We start from the raw sequence: 18,693 nt of genomic DNA, 5'->3' as shown, positions 1-18,693 counted from the left end.
CAATCATGGACTTTTATTGTGTGTCGAGGCCGGCTGTGCTAGCGGCGTTATTCATAAAAGAGCAACTCAGAGAGCCGGTTGCATTATTGTGGACAGTCGTGTCTCCCGTGGTGACCTATTACTTGATTACCTATGCGCGTGCGCCGCTGAGTGGTGAGGCTGTGGATTATCTTTCGGGGACTTCATGGTTTTACGCATTTGTGTGCTCCAATGTGGCGTTGTTTGGTCTGGCCTTTTACATCGTCGGGCGAAGGGAAAGTGGCTTCCTTCGATCTTTTGTTTACACGGGCCGTACGAAGGTTGTGTTTTTACTTGGGCAGTTTTTGGCTTACTCAGTTGTTTCAATAGTGTACTGCTCCGTATTTTATATGCTCACGCGAATGCATTCAGGGGGGCTTGATAGTGCGGAGTACCTCATGATTGTAGGGCGATTTTATGTTTGCTTTCTGCTTTTCTCTATTCCCGCGTTATTGCTGACGCTGGTCCCGTTAGGTTTTCAAAATGCGAGTACGCTCTTTTCTATTCTGTCCCTTTTGATGTTGGCTGTTGGGATCGTCAGCATGGATTCAGTCAGTCCGTTATTAACGGTTGTCAATTTTTTCAACCCCCTGTGGTGGGCGAATAAAATAATGGTGGGCGGCGTGGTGGAGTGCGCGTTGGTTGTCTGGGTGGTTACCCTTTCCCTTCTGTTTTTGTTTTTAGTGCTATGTCGTTTTTTGTTGATTAATCCTATTTGGAGTCGATATTGATGGCGAGGCTTCTCGTAGACTCTCTCGGTGTCAGGTATGGAACGCATATCGTGTTTCATCAGGCTTCGCTGACAGTTGAGGCCGGTTGCATATCAGGCCTTCTCGGCCCCAACGGCTCCGGTAAAACGACGTTTTTTGACGTGCTGTGCGGCCTGAAGAAAGTAGAGGGTGGTGAAATAAGCAGCTCCTTCTCCAAGCTGCTGTACCTGTCGCAGGTCATCAGTACGCCGCCTGTATTTCGCATGTTCGACATCTTCAAAATGGCCATGCTGTTTTGCTCCGACACCCGGGTCACCCAACAACATGCACTCGATAAAATCGAAAAATGGAGCCCCGGCATCGCCGAACGGTACTGCGAGATCTGGAACAAAAAATCTGCGCTCTGCAGCTATGGAGAGAAACGCTGGTTTTTTACGTTGTCGTTGCTCTGTGCCAACGCGGACTTGGTGATACTGGATGAGCCCACCGCGGGTGTGGATCCGGAATTTCGTTATCACATTTGGCGCTGTCTGGAGGGGGCTGCGGCAGAGGGTGTCGCGGTCTTGGTTTCATCACATAACGTCGATGAGGTCGTCGCGCATTGCGATGATTTTTATATGCTGAGCCAAAGGCGGTTCAACCGGTTCACTGACGCGCAAGGCTTCATGGACGCGTACGACGCCCAAAGCTTGGATGAGGCATTTATCCATGCCGCCAGCCTGAAAGGATAAGACCGCCGTCTATTTGGACCAGGGAACGAACGCCACGCTGCCCCCCTCACGTTTTTGAAACAAACGCTCGCCATTGTCCGGCTGGGTGGTGATGACCTGGTGATCCGAACCCAGGTAGGCCAACGGTGTCGGGTCGTCCTTGGAATACTGCGCGACGATGATCGTGCGCTGCGCGTCGAAGGCCTTGCCGCTGGTTTTCTGCAACCAGGCCATGAACGCTGCGCTGTCGCCCTGGCGCGGGAAGTCCTGGGTCTCGGCTACGTAGTAGAACGGCTTGCCACCGTTTTGCAGGTACATCGGCACCTTGTTGTCCACTTCGACCAGCACCAGTTGCCATTGCTCCCACGGCGCGCTTTTGACCGCTTCGCTGCGCACATCCTCGGCCAAGCGGGTGACGCCGCCATTGCCGTTGCTCCATGGGTAGGCCACGCCAATGACCAGCAGCATCAACACGGCGGCGCAGGCGAACCCTTTGGACCAGCGCGGCCGGCTGGCGGGCCTGGCCTGCAGGCGTTCGCTGAGCCACCAGGCGCCGAGCAACTGGGCGAAGGGCACCAGCGGCAACACGTAGTAGCTGCGCCGGCTGCCACTGGCGGTGAAGAACACAAACAACAGGCCCAGGCCCCACACCAGCCATCGCACGTTGGGCGGGGTCTGGCGCCAGTGCCGCAGCGCCAGCCACAGGCCGAGCAGCCAGCACGGAACCCACGGCAGGGTGTAGGCGGGCAGGTAGATCAGGTAGGTGTAGATCGGCCCCATGTGATCAAAGGGGTCGAAGAATCGCACCACGTTTTCGCGAAACACCAGCGCCAGGCCGCTTTGGCCATAGGAGGGCGCACCGTAGATATGCGACAGCACGAACGGCACGGCATACACCGCGGCGGCGATCAGCAGGGCGAACACCAGGCGCAGGTTGAGATGGCGCTTGTAGCGCTGCTCGCCGAGCAGGTGCGGCAGCAGGACCAGGCCTGGCAGCACAAAACCGATCAAGCCCTTGAACAGTGAGGTCACGGCCAGCAACAGGAAGAACACGGTGTAGCGACCCAGCCGGGTGTCGTCCGGCCCGCGCCAGTACCACCAGACGGCCGCCAGCACGCCACACACCGTCAGCACATCCGCCGTGGCCACCCGCGCCCAGAACAGAAAGTAGAAGGTGGTGGCGAGCATCCAGCCGGCGATCAGCCCGGTGCCCTTGCGCATCAGTTGCTCACCGAGCAGGTAGATCAGCCACACACTCAGCCACGCACCGATTACCGAGGGCAAGCGCAGCGACCACGGACCGAGGCCGCCCATCAGGTGGGCCGTGGCGGTGATCAGCCAGTAGGAGGGCAGGGGCTTGTCGTAATAGGGGGTCCCTTTGAGGTACGGGTCGAAGTAGTCACCGCTCTGCAGCATCTGCAAGGCGATGTTTGCCCAGCGGGTCTCCGGGCCCCACAGGTCGCGTGCGCCGAGGCCGGTGAGCAGCAGCAGCGCGGTGACGCCCAGCAACAGCAGCAGGGCGCCGCGTTCGGTCTTCCAGAAGGGTGTCATCAGGGCAGGCTCGGGTAGATGATCAATTCGAGATAACCCTTGTAGTAACGTTTGCCGCCTGGCGGCAGTTGCCCGGCTTCGCGCATTTCACTGGTGCTGTTGACCCGCAGCAGCACGCCCACCGAGCCGTGCTGGCGCGCTTCCTTGAGCCAGGCCTGGACCCCGTCCAGTTCCACTTTGCGCTGCACCGAGCCCGCGTACTGCAAGCCGTAGCGCAGCTCGCCCTCGGTGTCATACAGCGCGACTTCCGGTCGTTTCAGGCGCCAGGCCAGGGCGCTGGCACCGCCCAGTTCGTTGCTGAGCAGGGCGTGGGTCTGTTGCAGTTCTTCCAGGTGTTCAAGCACAAACTGGTCGGGCATTTCGTTGTCGGCGATCCAGGACGGCATGCTCGCCGGCAACAGGATCACCAGCAGGCCGATGCCCAGTGCAGGCATCGCCCACAGCGTCAATGGGCGAATCACTTGCAGCAGGTTGGCGAGAATCCACACCAGCAGCACGATGAAGGCCAGGGACAAGCTGAACATCTCGGCGTGGCTGTTGCTGTACAGCGGCCGGGCGATTTGCAGGTAGATCAGGCCGATCATGGCGGCCATGCCGATCACAAAGTTGAACAGGCCATTGAGGCAGATCGTGCGGGCTTTGCCCTGCTTGACCAGGTCGATCAGCGTATGGCCCATCAGCAATGCCAGGGGCAGCAGGCACGGCATGATGTAGGTCGGCAGCTTGCCTCGGCTCAAGCTGAACAGGCCCAGGGGCAGCAGCAGCCACAACGCCAGGAAGGTGATCGCCGGCTGGCGTTTTTCCTGCCAGGTCTTGCGCAGAGTCGTCGGCAGCAGCCCGGCCCACGGCAGGCTGGACACGGCGATGATCGGCAGGAAGAACCACCACGGCCGCACATGCTGCGCGTTGTCGGCGCTGAAGCGGCGAATGTGTTCATTCCAGAAAAAGAAGCGCCAGAAGTCCGGTTCCTGAAGGTGGATGGCCAGCGCCCATGGCAGGCAGACCAGTACTGCGACCACCATCGCCAACGGGCCATAGCGCAGCAATTCACCCAGGCGACGCTGCCAGAGCATGTACGGCACGGCAATCAGCACCGGCAGCGCCAAGGCTAAAAAGCCCTTGGTCATGAACCCCATGGCGCAGGCCAGGCCCACGACAACCCAAGCCCAGAGGCGGCCGCGCAGCGTGGCACTATCGAGGGCAAACCACAGGGCCACCAGGCTCAGGTTGACCCAGAAGGTGAATTGCGGATCGAGGTTGGAATACCCCGCCTGCCCGGCCACCAGGCCGAAGCTCAGGTAGAGCAGGGCACAGGCGAAACTTTTGCGCGGGTCATTCCACAGGCGACGGGCGATCAAGTAGGCCAGCAGCACGCTCAAGCCGGTGGTCAGCGCCGAGGCGATGCGCACGCCGAACAGGTTCTGGCCGAACACCGCCTGGCCCAGGGCAATCAACCAGTAGCCGCCGGCGGGTTTTTCAAAATAGCGGATGCCCATGAAATGCGGGGACACCCAGTTGCCGGTCTGAAGCATCTCCTGGCTGATCTGGGCGTAGCGGGTTTCGTCCGGGATCCACAAACCATGCAGGCCCAGGGGCAGCAGGTAAAACGCAACGAAGGCCAGCAGTAATACCGGCAGGGGTTTTAGTCGGGTCATGCAAACGTCGCTCCCTGACGCTCTGAGATGTGGGTTTCAAGTGATGAAGTAATAGTGGAAAAAATCACAGCGTTCACACAATTGCAGAAAATATTCATGACGTCCTTAGTTAAAAGGCGCAACTAAACATGCCAGAACAGGGCTGTCTTTTTGCTGAACAGGGCGGGGAGTAAGTTAGTGGGTCTGTTTTAGCGCGGCAGGCCAATCCGGATTGTTGACGATGCCCAGGATCTTCAACTTGCCGTTGGGCAATGCCTGCACGAACAACGCGCTGCCGTATTCGGGAAACGCGGCATGGGGAAAGCCCTGGGTTTTTTCGAAGTCGGCGATGCAACCACTGTGGGTAACGAACACCAGATTGCGTCCGGGTGTCTTTTGACTGAGCAGTTCCTCGCCCATGGCCGTGCCGCAGATGGCTTGTTGACCCGAGGTCAGCTCGTTTTTGTTGAACATGAAACGTAGGGTCTGCGCCGTGCGGATAGCGGGGCTGGCGAGTACATCACTGGTCTCCATGCCCATGGATTTGAAGGCGTTGCCGAGCTTTTCGGCCTGTTGGCTGCCGTGCACCGTGAGGCCTTCCATCGGGCCCAGGCACGGGTTGGCGGAGCGATCGCAACGCTCCTCATGGCGCACCAGTACGATCAGGTCGCCGTCGCGCCACAGCGGCATCACTTGCGAGGTCAGCAGGCGGTTGCCGATGCCCAGGTCCCGTGGCGACGCCGGCCAGAACAGGCTGCACACCAGCAGCAGGCCAACCACCGTAAGTCCCAGCCAGAGTCGTTGCAAACGCTTGAAAAAGTCCCGGGGCGAGCGCGGTTTGGTCAGGGTAAGGTCAACCACTTCATTCACCATGGGCATTGTTGGCAGTCTTGTATTAGTTAGGCGCAACGTTTTAGCGAATGTCCTTAGTGGGACCAGAGACTGTCACACGACGGCTGTCTTTTCGCTGAACACCTTGCATGTAAAAAGTTGTGAAAAAGGGCAACTAACAAGTTGCCGGCAAGTGAGGCTTGGTGGGTAATTTAAAGAGGCACGGGTGGGCAGCCGGTGAAATCCATGTGAAAAATTTGCGTGACCTTGGGCGGCAGCCGTTATTCTCGATGGCCGCCCATCAAACGAGTGTTGTCATGTTGCAGGTGCAAGGTGTGATCAAAAGCTATGCCACCCCCCAGGGGCCGTTGGCGGTGCTGGCCGGTGTCGATCTGCACCTGGGCCAGCGCAGCAGCCTGGCGCTGATGGGCGAGTCGGGCAGCGGCAAGAGCACCTTGCTGCACCTGGTGGCCGGGCTCGACCGGGTGGATGGCGGCAGCATCCAGGTGGGCGAGCAGCGCCTGGATCAACTGAGCGAAGCGCAACTGGCCCATTGGCGGCGTACCGAAATCGGCCTGGTGTTTCAGCAGTTCAACCTGATCGGCAGCTTGCGGGTCGAGGACAACCTGGCGTTCCAGGCGCGGCTGGCGGGACGCTTTGACCCCCAGTGGCAGGCGCAGCTGGTCGAGCGCCTGGGCCTGGGGGATTTGCTCAAGCGCTACCCGGAACAGCTCTCTGGCGGCCAGCAGCAACGGGTGGCGGTGGGGCGCGCATTGGCATCACGCCCGGGCCTGTTGTTGGCCGACGAGCCCACCGGCAACCTGGACGAGGCGACCAGCGACGAAGTGCTGCAACTGTTGCTGGACCTCTTGCGCGACAGCCCCACCAGCCTGTTGATGGTCACCCACAGCCCGCGCATCGCTGCACGGCTGGACCGTCAGGTGGTGTTGCAGCGTGGGCGCGTTCTCGCCGCAGGCGCCGCCTGAGATGGCGGTATTTCAGTGGACCTTGCGCGCATTGCTCAGCCACTGGCGACGGCATCCGGTGCAGTTTTTCAGCGTGCTCACCGGCCTCTGGCTGGCGACCGCACTGTTGATCGGCGTGCAAGCCCTCAACAGCCAGGCGCGTGACAGCTATGCCCGCGCCAGCCAATTGATCGGCGGCGAACCCCAGGCCAGCCTCGGTGCGCCGGACGGGGCGAGTTTCCCCCAGGCGGTCTTTGCTCAATTGCGCCGCGCCGGGTGGCCGGTGTCGCCGGTGGTGCAGGGGCGGGTACAGCTCAAGGGGCGGGAGGATGTACGCCTGCAGTTGATGGGCATCGATCCGTTGTCGTTGCCCGGCAGCGGCGCCGTGGCGGGGCAGCGCTTGAGCCAGGCGCAGATGCTCGCGTTTTTTGAACCGCCGGGGCGTACCTGGATTGCGCCGCAGACCTTGCAGGCCTTGGGACTGCGCGAAGGCCAGCAACCGACCACCGTGGGCGGTCACCCCCTGCCGCCGCTGCAAGCCCAAGCAGACATGGCGCCCGGCCTGTTGCTCACCGACATCGGTTTTGCCCAGCCTGTGCTCGATATGCCCGGGCGCCTGTCGCGCCTGCTGGTGGACAAGGCATTCGCCGCCAGCCAACCCACGCCGCCCGCCGGGTTGCAGCTCAAGCAAGGTGAGGACAACAACCTCGCACGCCTTACCGAGAGCTTTCACCTGAACCTCGACGCGCTGGGCTTCCTGTCCTTTGTGGTGGGGCTGTTCATCGTGCATGCCGCCATCGGCCTGGCCCTGGAGCAACGGCGCGGGTTGCTGCGTACGCTGCGCGCCTGTGGGGTCAGCGTGCGCATGCTGATTGTGAGCCTGAGTGTGGAACTGGGCGTGCTCTCATTGCTCGGTGGTGTGCTGGGCGTCGCCAGTGGCTACCTGCTGGCCAGTCTGTTATTGCCGGATGTGGCCGCCAGCCTGCGTGGTTTGTATGGCGCCGAAGTCCCGGGGCAGTTGAGCCTCAGCCCCTGGTGGTGGGGCGCAGGGCTGGGCTTGAGCCTGATCGGTGCGCTGCTCGCCGGTGCCGGTAGCCTGTGGCGGGCGGCGCGCCTGCCCTTGCTGGCGCTGGCCAATGCCCAGGCCTGGCATGAAGCTCACGGGCGCTGGTTGCGTCGTCAAGCGTGGGTGGCTGCCGTCGCATTGCTGATCGCTGCGCTGGCGCTGTGGTTGGGCAACAGCCTGGCTGTCGGGTTTGTGCTGATGGCGGCATTGCTGCTTGGCGCTGCCCTGGGGTTGCCGGTGCTGCTCAATGGTCTGCTCAAGGCGGTGTTGGGGCGCAGCCGTTCAGTGCTCGGCCAATGGTTTCTCGCCGACTGCCGCCAGCAGTTGCCGGCCTTGAGCCTGGCCCTGATGGCGTTGCTCCTGGCCCTGGCCGCGAACATCGGCGCGGGCTCCATGACCTCGGGTTTTCGGCATACCTTCAACAACTGGCTGGAGCAACGCCTGACCGCCGAGCTGTATCTCAACCCACAAACCCCTGCCCAGGCCGAACAACTCGGCACCTGGCTGGCGCAACAACCGTTGGTGCAGACCGTGCTGCCCACCTGGCAGGTCGCCGTGCAAGTGCAGGGCTGGCCGGTGGACCTGTTTGGTGTGGTCGATGATCCCACCTACCGCCAGCATTGGCCGCTGCTGGAGGCCACGAGCGAACCCTGGGACCAGTTGCAGAAGGGCGACACCTTGATGCTCAGCGAGCAACTGGCGCGCCGGCTCGGGGTGAAGCTGGGCGATGCCGTGAACATCCCCACGCCTCAAGGTGTGTGGTCGCCGAAGGTGGTGGGGATCTACGCCGACTACGGCAACCCCAAGGGCCATGTGCTGGTCAATTCACAACATCTGCTGGCGCACTGGCCGACGCTGTCCCCGGCGCGTTTCAACCTGCGGGTGTCACCGTCGGACGTGGCGCCGCTGGTACGTGAGGTGCAGCGCGCCTTTGCCCTTGATGACAGCCGTATCGTCGATCAGCAGCAACTCAAGGGCTGGTCGAGCCAGGTGTTCGAGCGCACCTTCGCCGCCACCGCTGCCCTGAACAGCCTGACCTTGGGTGTGGCCGGCGTGGCGTTGTTCATCAGCCTGTTGACCCAGAGCCAGAGTCGCCTGGGCCAGCTTGCACCGCTGTGGGCATTGGGGGTCACGCGTCGGCAATTGATGCTGCTCAACCTCGGCCAGACCTGGCTGCTGGCGGTGCTCACGTTGATCCTGGCGGTACCGCTCGGCCTACTGTTGGCCTGGTGCCTGGATGCAGTGATCAACGTGCAGGCGTTTGGCTGGCGCCTGCCGCTGCAGGTGTTTCCGTGGCAGCTGGCGCAATTGCTCGGGCTGGCGATGCTGGCGACCTTGCTGGCGTCGGCCTGGCCGTTGTGGCAGTTGTACCGCAGCCGTCCTGCGGATTTGTTGAGGACGTTTGCCAATGAAGATTAAGCCCCTGTTGGTGGCGTGTCTGTTACTGGCCGCTTGCGACAAAGTGCCCGCGCCGCAAGAGAGCTTTGCCGGCCTGGGCAGCGACGCGGCGGATTTTTCCCAGGTGGTGCCCGGCAAGGTGTTCAGCTTCCCCGAGGACCACGGCCCCCATGCGGGCTTTCGTATCGAATGGTGGTACGTCACCGCCAACCTCAAGGACGCGCAAGGCAATGCCTTCGGCGTGCAATGGACGCTGTTTCGCAACGCGCTCAAGGCCGGGCCGGTGCAAGCGGGCTGGCACGACTCCACCGTGTGGCTCGGCCACGCCGCCGTCACGTCCGCCACCCGCCATTACGCCGCCGAACGTTACGCGCGCGGCGGCGTCGGCCAGGCCGGAGCCCAGGCGGTGCCGTTCAATGCCTGGATCGACGACTGGAATTTCGCCACCCGCCCGGGTGCAATGGGCGCCTTGTCGGACATGCAACTCAAGGCCAGCGGTGCGCAATTCGCCTACGACTTGCACCTGACATCCAGCCGTCCATTGGTGCTGCAGGGCGACAGCGGTTACAGCCGCAAATCCGACCAGGGCCAGGCGTCTTACTACTACAGCCAGCCGTTTTTCAGTGCCAGTGGCAGCGTCAGCATTGATGGCAGGGTGTATCAAGTCAGCGGCCCGGCCTGGCTCGACCGCGAATGGAGCAGCCAGCCATTGACCACCAGCCAGACCGGCTGGGACTGGTTCTCCCTGCACCTGGACCGGGGCGAGCAATTGATGCTGTTCCGTGTACGGCAAACCGACGGTACGTCCTACCTGACCGGCACCTGGATTGATCGCGAGGGCCATACACAAACCCTGCACAACGCGGATATCCAACTGACGCCGCTGGAAACGACTGCCATAGAAGGGCGCAAGATCCCCACCCGCTGGTCGCTGAAGATCCCCGGCAAGCAGCTGGATATTACCACCCAAGCGGTCAACCCGAATGCCTGGATGAACCTGAGTATCCCGTACTGGGAAGGCCCGGTGCAGTTCGAGGGAGGGGTGGGTTACCTGGAAATGACTGGGTATTAGGGTTGTTTCCGTAGGCTGTATTTCTATGCTGCGTAGGCAGCTTCCCAAATGTAAATCGCCCCCCCTGGACGTGTGTCCGGGGCGCAGGTGCTTGCTTATATTTCGACGCCATCTTCACTGCTCACGGGATGTGAGGCATGGCGCAAAGCTTTATCAACGAGCGGGCGACGGACTATCAGAGCTTGAAAAACCGACTGATGGGCGGTGCCCCGAGTCGCCAGCGTTCCGATCATTTTGATGTGTTGAACCGGCACCTGCGCCCCGGCCTGGTGGCGCCGGGGCAACTGGTGATTATTCCCGACAGCCATAGCGTGAATTGCTCGGTCGAAGAGGCCTGGTTGATGCGGCATGCCGAGGAGGTACGCCGCCATCTGGAGGGAAGTGCTGCGGCCGGCACGACGGTGATCGACAACTATGACTTGCTGCAGAGTTTCATGGCGAAGGGCTCGATTGGCATCGGCAGCGCGACCTCGGCCTGGGCGCGGCACCTGGATGACGTGGCGCAGACGCTGGAGGAGATCGAGCGGTTGCATCAGCGGTTGAAGGGCGGTGCGTTGGACAGGGCTGCGTTTATTCAACAGCGCCAGGGGTTGTTCCGGCGGTTGGAGGTGCAACTGCACGGTGCGGCAAGGTTGGGTACGGGGTTACAGGGTAATGATTCGTTGAAAAAGGTGTTGGGCCTATCGACCAGGAGCTATCTGCATAAAGGTGATATCGCCGGGTATGCGAAGCGGATGCGGGAGATTGCGCAGATGTCGAAGTGGTTGGGTAAAGGGACTTATGTGGGGTTGGCGCTGGATGTGGGAGTGGCAGGGTTGGAGATCAAGGAGGCGTGTGTGGAGGGGCGGGAAGCGCAGTGTAGACGCGCGAAGTATGTGGAGACGGGGAGGTTGGCGGGGGCGGTGACGGGGGCCGCGGTCGGGGGAAAGTATGGTGCCAAACTTGCGATTCGTGGTTGTCGCATGTTTTTGGGTATTGCGATGAAGGGGCGCGGTGAGCTTGCATGCGCAATCATTGGTGGCGCTGCGGGTGGGCAGACCGTAGGTAATGCTTTTAGTCATGAAAGTGCTTTATTGGGTGGAAAGATCCAAGAAGCCAATGGCGACGTGATCTTTGTACCGGAGGGAGCTTAACGGTGTCGTTTTTTCTTGCCTTCACCCTTGTGCATTTTGCAGGAGTGTTTGTCGTTTTGGGGCTGGGTTTTTTTGTCGAATATTCAAAGCTCGACGAGGTGGAGAGTTACTTCAGCCAAAACGAAATGGTCTGCGGCAATAAGCGATTTTGGAGCCGAAACCGTTGGATCGACAGGCAATATCGCATGATGCTGATTGCTGAAATACTTTCAGATTCAAAGCGCCATCTGAAAGCTGGGTTGGTGACTGAGGCCGAACTGGCTTCCATTCCCTTATCGCTTAAGCGCTGGGTGGTTTGGCCCTATTACCTTGGGTTCATGTGGTTGATTGCAACAGCTGTCTGGAGCTTCTGGCGCTGGTGGTGCGACATCCCCATCCCATAGAGCCTGAAATTTTTTCAAAAAATACTGTACATCCATCCAGTCATATCCTACATTCCATCCCAGGTGACCGGACGTCACCTGAGCTTCACTTTTTAACTATGGATGGATAAAAAATGAAATCGAAAAAAGCCTTTATGCTGGGCGCGGCCATGGCGGCCTCCTGCTTCGTTTCGGCCTTCGCCCTGGCCGAGCAATACCCTCACCTGGCTGCACAAGCCGTTCAAACTGACATCAAACAAAGCCTCAAAGCCGCCGGTATAGTGCCGGCCACCAAGGCACCTGCGACGCTCAAGCAGCAACTCAAAACGGGCGCTCAACTGAAAAAACCGGCGTTCGCCGCCAAGGCCCAGGCCGATTCGGTGGTGGAAGATCATGCCGCGCCGGCGCCGGTGACCCAGGTCAAGAAAGCCGATGCCCAGGCAGCGGCCGCCGTGCAGGCGGCACTGGTCCAAGGCTGCGAAACCACGCTGGATGTGAACCTGTTGTACACCATCAATGGCGTGCAGACCGGTGACCTGCTGTGCTACCACTTCAACCTGCCACAGAAGGCGCGCATCAACGCGTTGCTGGTGGGCCAGACCGCAGGCACCGACATGTCTTTGACCCTGTTCCAGGACGATGGCCAAGGTAATCCACTGCCGCTGGGTACCTCCAATAACCCAGGCACGGGCGATGAAAGCCTGAGCGGTGTGGTACCTGCCGGTGACTACTACTGGTTCATGGAAGCCGACGCCGCGGTGCAGGGTTCCAGCTTCCAGTTCGGTGTGGCGGTGGATGCCAATATCGATGCTTATGAGCCCAATGACACGCCCGACACGGCGTTTCAACTGCCGGATACCCTGAACTACATCAAAGGCAACGCCGACAGCCTCAACGATGTCGACTACTTTGATTTCACGGCGGTTCGTGGCCAGAGCGTGGGTATCGCGCTGACGGCCGATGCTGCCAGTGGCAGCACGCGTAACAAGTGGATCCTTGAACGTTTCGATGGCAGCCAGTGGGTCACCGTGGGCGCGAATGTCGTGTCGACATCGATCCCGAACCCGGGTGTCGGCGGGGTGGTCAAGGTGCGTGTTCGTCCGAACCAACACCCGAATGAGCCTTGGAGCGCGACGGGCAAATACAACCTGTCCTTCGGTTCCAACCCTCGGGTGAACAACCCTGATGTGAAAGGCGAAGGCAACGTGTTGCGCATTCCTTCCTCCGCGTCCAACGTGGGGTATGGCTACATGACCACCCAAGCCTATCGCGACCTGACCTGGACCATGGGGCTGTCGGACAGCACCGGCGCACCGTTGGTGGGGCTGCACCCGATCGTCTACCTCGACCAGCACATCAACCCGGACACCGGCGCTATTGTCTACAAAGGCTACTCGGCGGCCACCAACAGCGCCGGTCTGGCGGGGGGCACGATCAACGTAGGCACCTGCTTCGGTGACTTCCAGACCACCTTTGTCGACTACGCCCAAGGCTACAAAAATACCTGGCGTACCGACTTCAACTACGGCGTATGGCGTATGGAAGTGCTCGAATATCCGGGTATTGGCGTCGGCGGTGACAATGTCCAGTTCGTCAGCTTTGGCCACCTGTGCAAGCAGACCCTGCTCAGCAGCACCAAGAGCTAAGCGTGTTTAACCGGTAACCACCAGGGCATACGGGCCGAGCGCCTGTATGCCCTTTTTGCGTCAGGGCGCCAACGCCAGTGCCAACGGCAGTCGCGCCATGCTCGTGCTCTTCAGCGAGCCCAGGTACAACCACTCGCCGTATTCCCGAGCGGTGGTAATGGGCGAGTAATTCCCCGCGCTGCCATCCTGCAAATTGGCAATCACTTTGCCTTGCGTATCCAACCCCAGCACAAAGGCTTTGCGCTCGATCGGCTTGGGCACCACCATCAACGCCCGCACCATCACTTTGCGCAGCATGGGGTAGCCGGCGAAGCTGTCCAGCAGCGGGTTGCGCGGTGAATACAGTGCTACCCAGAAACGGTCCTGGCCGTTGAAACTGAGGTTGTCCGGCAGGCCGGGCAGGTTGTCGATAAACAGGTCGTGGCTGCCGGCACGTTCGCCCTTGAGCCAATACCGGCTGATGCGATAGGCGCCGGTCTCATTGACCAGTACATAATGTTCATCCGGGCCCAGCGCCACGCCATTGGCGAATTGCAGCTGGTCGAGCAGCACCTCGGTGGTGCCAGTGCTGAAGTCGTAGCGCAGCAACCGGCCATCGCCGCCATGTTCGATCACCGCTTCGCCATCTTGCCCATAACCCCAGCGGCTCGATGCATCGCTGAAGTAGGCGTAACGCCCGTTGGCGTCCACGGTGACGTCATTGGTGAAACCGAAGGGGACGTTATTGGCACCCGTGCTCAGGGTGGTGAGTTGGTGGTTTGCATCCAGGGCGAGCAAGCCCTTGATGCCATCGGCAATGATCAAGCGCCCATCCGGGTGCAGCGCCATACCCAGGGGCCGCCCGCCGGTATTGGCCAGTACCTCCAGGCTGCGGCTGTCAGGCGCGGTGCGGATGATGCGCCCGTCATGCAAGCCGCTGATCAGATAACCCTGGGCATCCAGCAGCAATGCCTCTGGCCCGGCGATGTCCTGCGCGCCGATCTTCTGCACGCCCTTGAGGCGCTGGTTTTCGGCGTAGGGGCCGTCCTTCAGCGACGGTGGCTTGGGTGGTGTCCAGTTCACCGGTTGCACTTTGGTGGGCATCAACAGCAAGAAAGCGATCACCAGCAGAAACAGCACAAACAACAGATGACGCAGTTTTTTGGGACGGGTACTCATGACGATTCCTGGTTGTCGTGTGGGCCCGGCTCCCAGTACAGGGTGCCGAACAAGTAATCCATCAGCGGGAGGACGATATTGAAATTGCGCCCCTGCATCAGCTCACGGCGGTGATGCAGGGCATGCAACTGGTGCATCTGGCGCAGCCACGGCAGGCGTGCCACCGGGTGGTCGGCGGGCAGGTGTTCGCAGGCGTGAAACAATTCGTAAAGCAAATATCCGAGGATCATGCACCCGGCGAACAATCCGGCGACGTTGGGGTTCAGTTGCTTGAGCAGCCACCAGGCGGGCAGGGTGATCGCCAGGCTGTGCAGCACGATCAGCCAGGCCGGGAACAGGATGACGCGCCAGTCCCGAGGGCTGTCGTAGGTCATGTGGCCGGGGGTGAAAAAACTGTGGTGATCGCCAGTGTGGCGCGCATAAAACAGGCGGGCCAGGGCGTGTTTGTGGTGGCCGAGGTGGCGGTGAACCAGGTAGATACACAGGTTGAAGAACACCAGTGTTAAGGGCACGGTCAGCCATTGCAGCGCGGTGATCTGGTGCGTCGATGACCAGGCCAGGCTGATGCAGGCGATGCCGTAGCCGAACACGAAACTGGCGTGGAGCCAGGGGTTGTAGTGGGGCGCGACTTGGGCGCGGTAGCGGGCGCGAAAGGTCTCGGTGGGATGGGCCATGGCAGGCAACTCGGTATTTTTTTGTTGGAGGCTGAGCTTAGTTGGTACTCAAGATTGTGCGAGGTTTTGTGGTGCACACATGAACACGTGTGGGAGGGGGCTTGCCCCCGATGGTGGCGGGTCATTCACTTACATCCCCAACTGACACTCAGCCATCGGGGGCAAGCCCCCTCCCACATTCCGACCGCAGCCGACCAGTGGCCCCTTGCGTCACCCGAATTTCCTTGTTAGCTTCTCGCAAAATGTTAACGATAACATTTGCTCTAACAATAAAAACAAAACAGAGAATCACGCCATGAAAATGCTCCCGAAAACCCTGTGTTTATTGGCTGTAAGCATCACCCTCGGCACCGTTGCCCCCGCGTTTGCCGACGCCGCCAAGCCGATCCGCATCGGCGCGTCCTTCCAGGAAATCAACAACCCCTATTTCGTCACCATGAAAAACGCCCTGGAAGAAGCTGGGGCGACCATCGGTGCGAAACTGATCATCACCGACGCTCGCCACGACGTGTCCAAGCAGGTCAGCGACGTCGAAGACATGCTGCAAAAAGGCATCGACATCCTACTGATCAACCCCACCGACTCGGTCGGCGTGCAATCGGCCGTCAAGTCCGCCCACGCCGCCGGCGTGGTGGTGGTTGCGGTCGATGCCCAGGCGGACGGCCCGCTGGATTCCTTTGTCGGTTCGAAAAACTTCGACGCCGGCTTCCAGGCCTGTGAATACCTGGCCAAGAGCATTGGCGACAAAGGCAACATCGCCATCCTCGACGGCATTGCCGTGGTGCCGATCCTGGAGCGTGTGCGCGGTTGCAAAGAAGCCGTGGCCAAGCACCCGGACATCAAGATTGTCAGCATCCAGAACGGCAAGCAGGAACGTGACCAGGCGCTGACCGTCACCGAAAACATGCTGCAGGCGCAACCGACGCTCAAGGGCATTTTCAGCGTGAACGACAACGGCTCCCTCGGCGCGCTCTCGGCCATCGAAGCCAGTGGCCTGGACGTGAAACTGGTCAGCGTCGACGGCGCGCCGGAAGCGATCAAGGCGATCCAGAAACCCGGCAGCAAATTCATCGCCACCTCGGCGCAATACCCCCGCGACCAGATCCGCCTTGCCTTGGGCATCGCCCTGGCCAAGAAGTGGGGCTCGCAAGTACCGGCCAGCATCCCGGTGGACATCACCTTGATCGACCAGGCCAAGGCCAAGGATTTCAGCTGGTAAATCACCCAGGCCCCACGCCATCCGTGGGGCTTGCGGTCTCCTTCTGAATACGAGGTCGGCGGTATGAGCAGTCTTCTGAAGCTGGAAAACATCTGTAAGCGGTACCCGGGCGTACAGGCCCTCAAGTCCATCAACCTGCAGGTCGAGCGCGGCGAGATCCATGCCTTGCTCGGCGAAAACGGCGCGGGCAAATCGACCCTGATGAAGATCCTCGGTGGCGTCGAGCATCAGGACGAAGGCCAGATCCTGATCGATGGCCAGGCCCGGCAGTTCGCCACCTACCGCGATGCAATCGCCGCCGGCATCGGCATCGTGTTCCAGGAATTCAGCCTGATTCCGTACCTTACGGCCGTGGAAAACATCTTCCTCGGCCATGAGCTCAGCAACCGCTTCGGCCTGCTGCGCAAGCGCGAAATGGTCGAGGCCAGCGAGGCGTTGTTCAAGCGCCTCGGCGTGACCATCAACCTGCAATGTGCGGTCAAGCACCTGAGCGTGGCCGAGCAGCAGTTTGTCGAAATCGCCAAGGCCCTGGCCCTGGATGCGCGCCTGTTGGTGCTGGATGAACCCACCGCGACGCTGACGCCCAGCGAGGCCGAGTTGCTGTTCGAGATCATGCGCGAGCTCAAGCGCCAGGGCGTGGCGGTGATTTTTATCTCCCATCACCTGGAGGAGATTTTCCAGGTGTGCGACCGCATCAGCGTGTTGCGCGACGGCGGCAATGTCGGCGTCACCGAGGTGGCCGACAGCGATATCGACCGCCTGGTCGAGATGATGGTCGGGCGCCGCCTGGCATGCAGTTTTCCTCCCAAACCGAACACCGAGCGCGGCCCGCTGCTGCTGGAGGTCAAGGACATTCAACTGGTGCGCAACGGCCCCCACAACAATTTCCAACTGCACAAGGGCGAGATCCTCGGCTTCGCCGGGCTGGTCGGCTCCGGTCGCACCGAACTGGCCCTGGGCATGATGGGCGCGCTGCCATCGGTGAGCAAAGACGTGTGGCTGCGCGGTGAGAAAATCACCCTCGATGACCCGGCCCAGGCGCTCGCCCACGGCATCGGCCTGCTGCCGGAAAGCCGCAAGAGCGAAGGGCTGATCACCGATTTCAGCATTCGTGAAAACATCTCGCTGAACAACCTGCCCAAATACCAGAACGCTTCGGGCCTGATCGACAAGGCCAGGGAAAGCGCCAGCGTCGAAGACCTGATGCGCCAGCTGTCGATCAAGGCGCCCAGCGGCGAAAGCCGGGTGTTCAACCTCAGCGGCGGCAACCAGCAGAAGGTGGTGATCGCCCGCTGGATCAACCACCACTGCGACGTGCTGGTGTTCGACGAACCCACCCGTGGCATCGACGTGGGGGCCAAGGCGCAGATCTACGCGCTGATGCGCAGCCTCACCGAACAGGGCTACGCAATCATCATGATTTCCTCCGAGTTGCCGGAAGTCATCGGCATGTGCGACCGCGTCGCCGTGTTTCACAAGGGCGCCATCGTCAAGGTCCTCGAAGCGTCCGCCGTCAATCCTCAAGAGGTCATGCGCCATGCAACAGGGGGCTCAAGTGAATACGTCCATTAACACCGTCGACAGCAGTCGGCTGCGCCTGAACCTGGCGCGGCTGCTGCGCTCGCCGGCGTTCTACCCGTTCGTGGGGCTGGTGGTGGTGACCCTGGTGATGATCCTCGCCAGCGACACCTTCCTCACCGCCAGCAACCTGTCGAACATCGCCCGCCAGGTGTCGATCAACGCGATCATCGCGGTGGGCATGACCTGCGTGATCCTCACCGGCGGCATCGATCTGTCGGTGGGGCCGGTGATGGCGTTGTCCGGCACGCTCACCGCCGGCCTGATGGTCGCGGGCCTGCCTCCGGGCCTGGCGATTGGCGCGGGGATGTTGATCGGCGTGGCCTTCGGCATCGGCAATGGCCTGTTCGTCGCCTACCTGCACATGCCGCCGATCATCGTGACCCTGGCGACCATGGGCATCGCCCGGGGCCTGGGCCTGATGTACACCGACGGCTACCCGATTTCCGGGCTGCCGGAGTGGTTCGGCTTCTTCGGTCGCCAGAGCCTGTTCGGCATCGAAGTGCCGATCCTGATCATGCTGATCACCTACGCCGCCGCCTATGTGCTGCTGCAACACACGCGCATCGGCCGCTACATCTACGCCATCGGCGGCAATGAAGAAGCGGTGCGCCTCTCCGGCGTGCGTGCTGCGCGCTTCAAGCTGCTGGTGTATGGCATCAGCGGCCTGACCGCAGCGATTGCCGGGCTGGTGCTCACTTCACGCCTGATGAGCGGCCAGCCGAATGCCGGCGTGTCGTTCGAGCTGGATGCGATTGCCGCCGTGGTACTCGGCGGCGCGTCGATTGCCGGCGGGCGCGGGGTGATCGTCGGCACCTTGCTCGGCGCCATGCTGCTTGGCGTGCTGAACAACGGCCTGAACATGCTTGGCGTTTCACCCTACGTCCAGAGCGTGATCAAGGGCGGGATCATTTTGCTGGCGATTTTCATCAGCCGTCAGCGCCACAAATAAACTCCTAACAAACACA

General features: G+C 61.0%; 16 protein-coding genes. 11 read left to right on the top strand and 5 right to left on the bottom strand.

What is annotated here, in order from left to right; all coding sequences use genetic code 11:
- Window positions 1-5: 5 nt before the first annotated feature.
- Entirely contained in the window at window positions 6-749 is a 744-nt protein-coding gene (locus ACZ445_RS19775; protein ID WP_058426366.1) for a hypothetical protein, read from the top strand.
- The gene (locus tag ACZ445_RS19770; protein WP_058426367.1) at window positions 749-1,459 is read left to right on the top strand and encodes an AAA family ATPase; all 711 of its coding nucleotides are present in this window, start codon (window positions 749-751) and stop codon (window positions 1,457-1,459) included. The genes ACZ445_RS19775 and ACZ445_RS19770 overlap by 1 nt, the downstream gene beginning before the upstream one ends.
- Before the next feature lie 9 nt (window positions 1,460-1,468).
- On the opposite strand, the gene ACZ445_RS19765 is transcribed toward ACZ445_RS19770, so the two are convergent.
- From ACZ445_RS19765 to pmrG, 3 genes are all read right to left on the bottom strand, one after another.
- Entirely contained in the window at window positions 1,469-2,989 is a 1,521-nt protein-coding gene (locus ACZ445_RS19765; protein ID WP_464707479.1) for an ArnT family glycosyltransferase, read from the bottom strand.
- Window positions 2,989-4,644 (bottom strand): lipid IV(A) 4-amino-4-deoxy-L-arabinosyltransferase, encoded by a 1,656-nt coding sequence (gene arnT, locus ACZ445_RS19760; protein ID WP_310864044.1) that lies wholly within the window; start codon window positions 4,642-4,644, stop codon window positions 2,989-2,991. The genes ACZ445_RS19765 and arnT overlap by 1 nt, the downstream gene beginning before the upstream one ends.
- A gap of 174 nt (window positions 4,645-4,818) precedes the next feature.
- Window positions 4,819-5,496, bottom strand: a complete 678-nt coding sequence (pmrG, locus tag ACZ445_RS19755; RefSeq protein ID WP_058426391.1) for a lipopolysaccharide core heptose(II)-phosphate phosphatase PmrG — start codon at window positions 5,494-5,496, stop codon at window positions 4,819-4,821.
- A gap of 275 nt (window positions 5,497-5,771) precedes the next feature.
- Between pmrG and ACZ445_RS19750 the strand changes: the two genes are divergently transcribed.
- The 6 genes from ACZ445_RS19750 (at window position 5,772) to ACZ445_RS19725 (ending at window position 13,096) form a co-directional block, all read left to right on the top strand.
- Window positions 5,772-6,440, top strand: coding sequence for an ABC transporter ATP-binding protein (locus ACZ445_RS19750; protein WP_058426370.1), 669 nt, complete (start codon window positions 5,772-5,774; stop codon window positions 6,438-6,440).
- 1 nt (window position 6,441) lies between these two features.
- Window positions 6,442-8,904 carry an ABC transporter permease gene (locus ACZ445_RS19745; RefSeq protein WP_464707478.1) on the top strand — a complete coding sequence of 821 codons (2,463 nt, stop codon included), beginning with the start codon at window positions 6,442-6,444 and terminating at the stop codon, window positions 8,902-8,904.
- Window positions 8,894-9,955: a lipocalin-like domain-containing protein gene (locus tag ACZ445_RS19740; RefSeq protein ID WP_464707477.1), complete on the top strand. Its 1,062-nt coding sequence runs from the start codon at window positions 8,894-8,896 to the stop codon at window positions 9,953-9,955. The genes ACZ445_RS19745 and ACZ445_RS19740 overlap by 11 nt, the downstream gene beginning before the upstream one ends.
- 137 nt (window positions 9,956-10,092) lie before the next feature.
- A complete protein-coding gene (locus ACZ445_RS19735; protein WP_464707476.1) occupies window positions 10,093-11,088 on the top strand; it encodes a hypothetical protein in 996 nt (331 codons plus the stop codon).
- Between the two features lie 2 nt (window positions 11,089-11,090).
- The gene (locus ACZ445_RS19730) at window positions 11,091-11,471 is read left to right on the top strand and encodes a hypothetical protein (protein ID WP_464707475.1); all 381 of its coding nucleotides are present in this window, start codon (window positions 11,091-11,093) and stop codon (window positions 11,469-11,471) included.
- A 113-nt stretch (window positions 11,472-11,584) separates the two neighbouring features.
- Entirely contained in the window at window positions 11,585-13,096 is a 1,512-nt protein-coding gene (locus tag ACZ445_RS19725; RefSeq protein WP_179029065.1) for a hypothetical protein, read from the top strand.
- Window positions 13,097-13,156: 60 nt separating this feature from the next.
- On the opposite strand, the gene ACZ445_RS19720 is transcribed toward ACZ445_RS19725, so the two are convergent.
- Window positions 13,157-14,254 carry an SMP-30/gluconolactonase/LRE family protein gene (locus ACZ445_RS19720; protein WP_179029064.1) on the bottom strand — a complete coding sequence of 366 codons (1,098 nt, stop codon included), beginning with the start codon at window positions 14,252-14,254 and terminating at the stop codon, window positions 13,157-13,159.
- Window positions 14,251-14,928 carry a sterol desaturase family protein gene (locus tag ACZ445_RS19715; protein WP_058426376.1) on the bottom strand — a complete coding sequence of 226 codons (678 nt, stop codon included), beginning with the start codon at window positions 14,926-14,928 and terminating at the stop codon, window positions 14,251-14,253. Before ACZ445_RS19715 ends, ACZ445_RS19720 begins: the two co-directional genes overlap by 4 nt.
- Window positions 14,929-15,223: 295 nt before the next feature.
- On the opposite strand from ACZ445_RS19715, the gene ACZ445_RS19710 reads away from it, so the two are divergent.
- The 3 genes from ACZ445_RS19710 to ACZ445_RS19700 all read left to right on the top strand — a co-directional run bounded on the left by ACZ445_RS19710 (window position 15,224) and on the right by ACZ445_RS19700 (window position 18,677).
- A complete protein-coding gene (locus ACZ445_RS19710; RefSeq protein ID WP_058426377.1) occupies window positions 15,224-16,147 on the top strand; it encodes a substrate-binding domain-containing protein in 924 nt (307 codons plus the stop codon).
- Window positions 16,148-16,210: 63 nt separating this feature from the next.
- Window positions 16,211-17,719 carry a sugar ABC transporter ATP-binding protein gene (locus tag ACZ445_RS19705; protein WP_464707473.1) on the top strand — a complete coding sequence of 503 codons (1,509 nt, stop codon included), beginning with the start codon at window positions 16,211-16,213 and terminating at the stop codon, window positions 17,717-17,719.
- Window positions 17,685-18,677 (top strand): ABC transporter permease, encoded by a 993-nt coding sequence (locus ACZ445_RS19700; protein ID WP_058426393.1) that lies wholly within the window; start codon window positions 17,685-17,687, stop codon window positions 18,675-18,677. The genes ACZ445_RS19705 and ACZ445_RS19700 overlap by 35 nt, the downstream gene beginning before the upstream one ends.
- Window positions 18,678-18,693 lie beyond the last annotated feature (16 nt).

It is taken from the genome of Pseudomonas allii (assembly GCF_055380095.1).
Note: the sequence above shows the minus strand (reverse complement) of the source record. Positions and strands in the feature narration are given on the sequence as shown.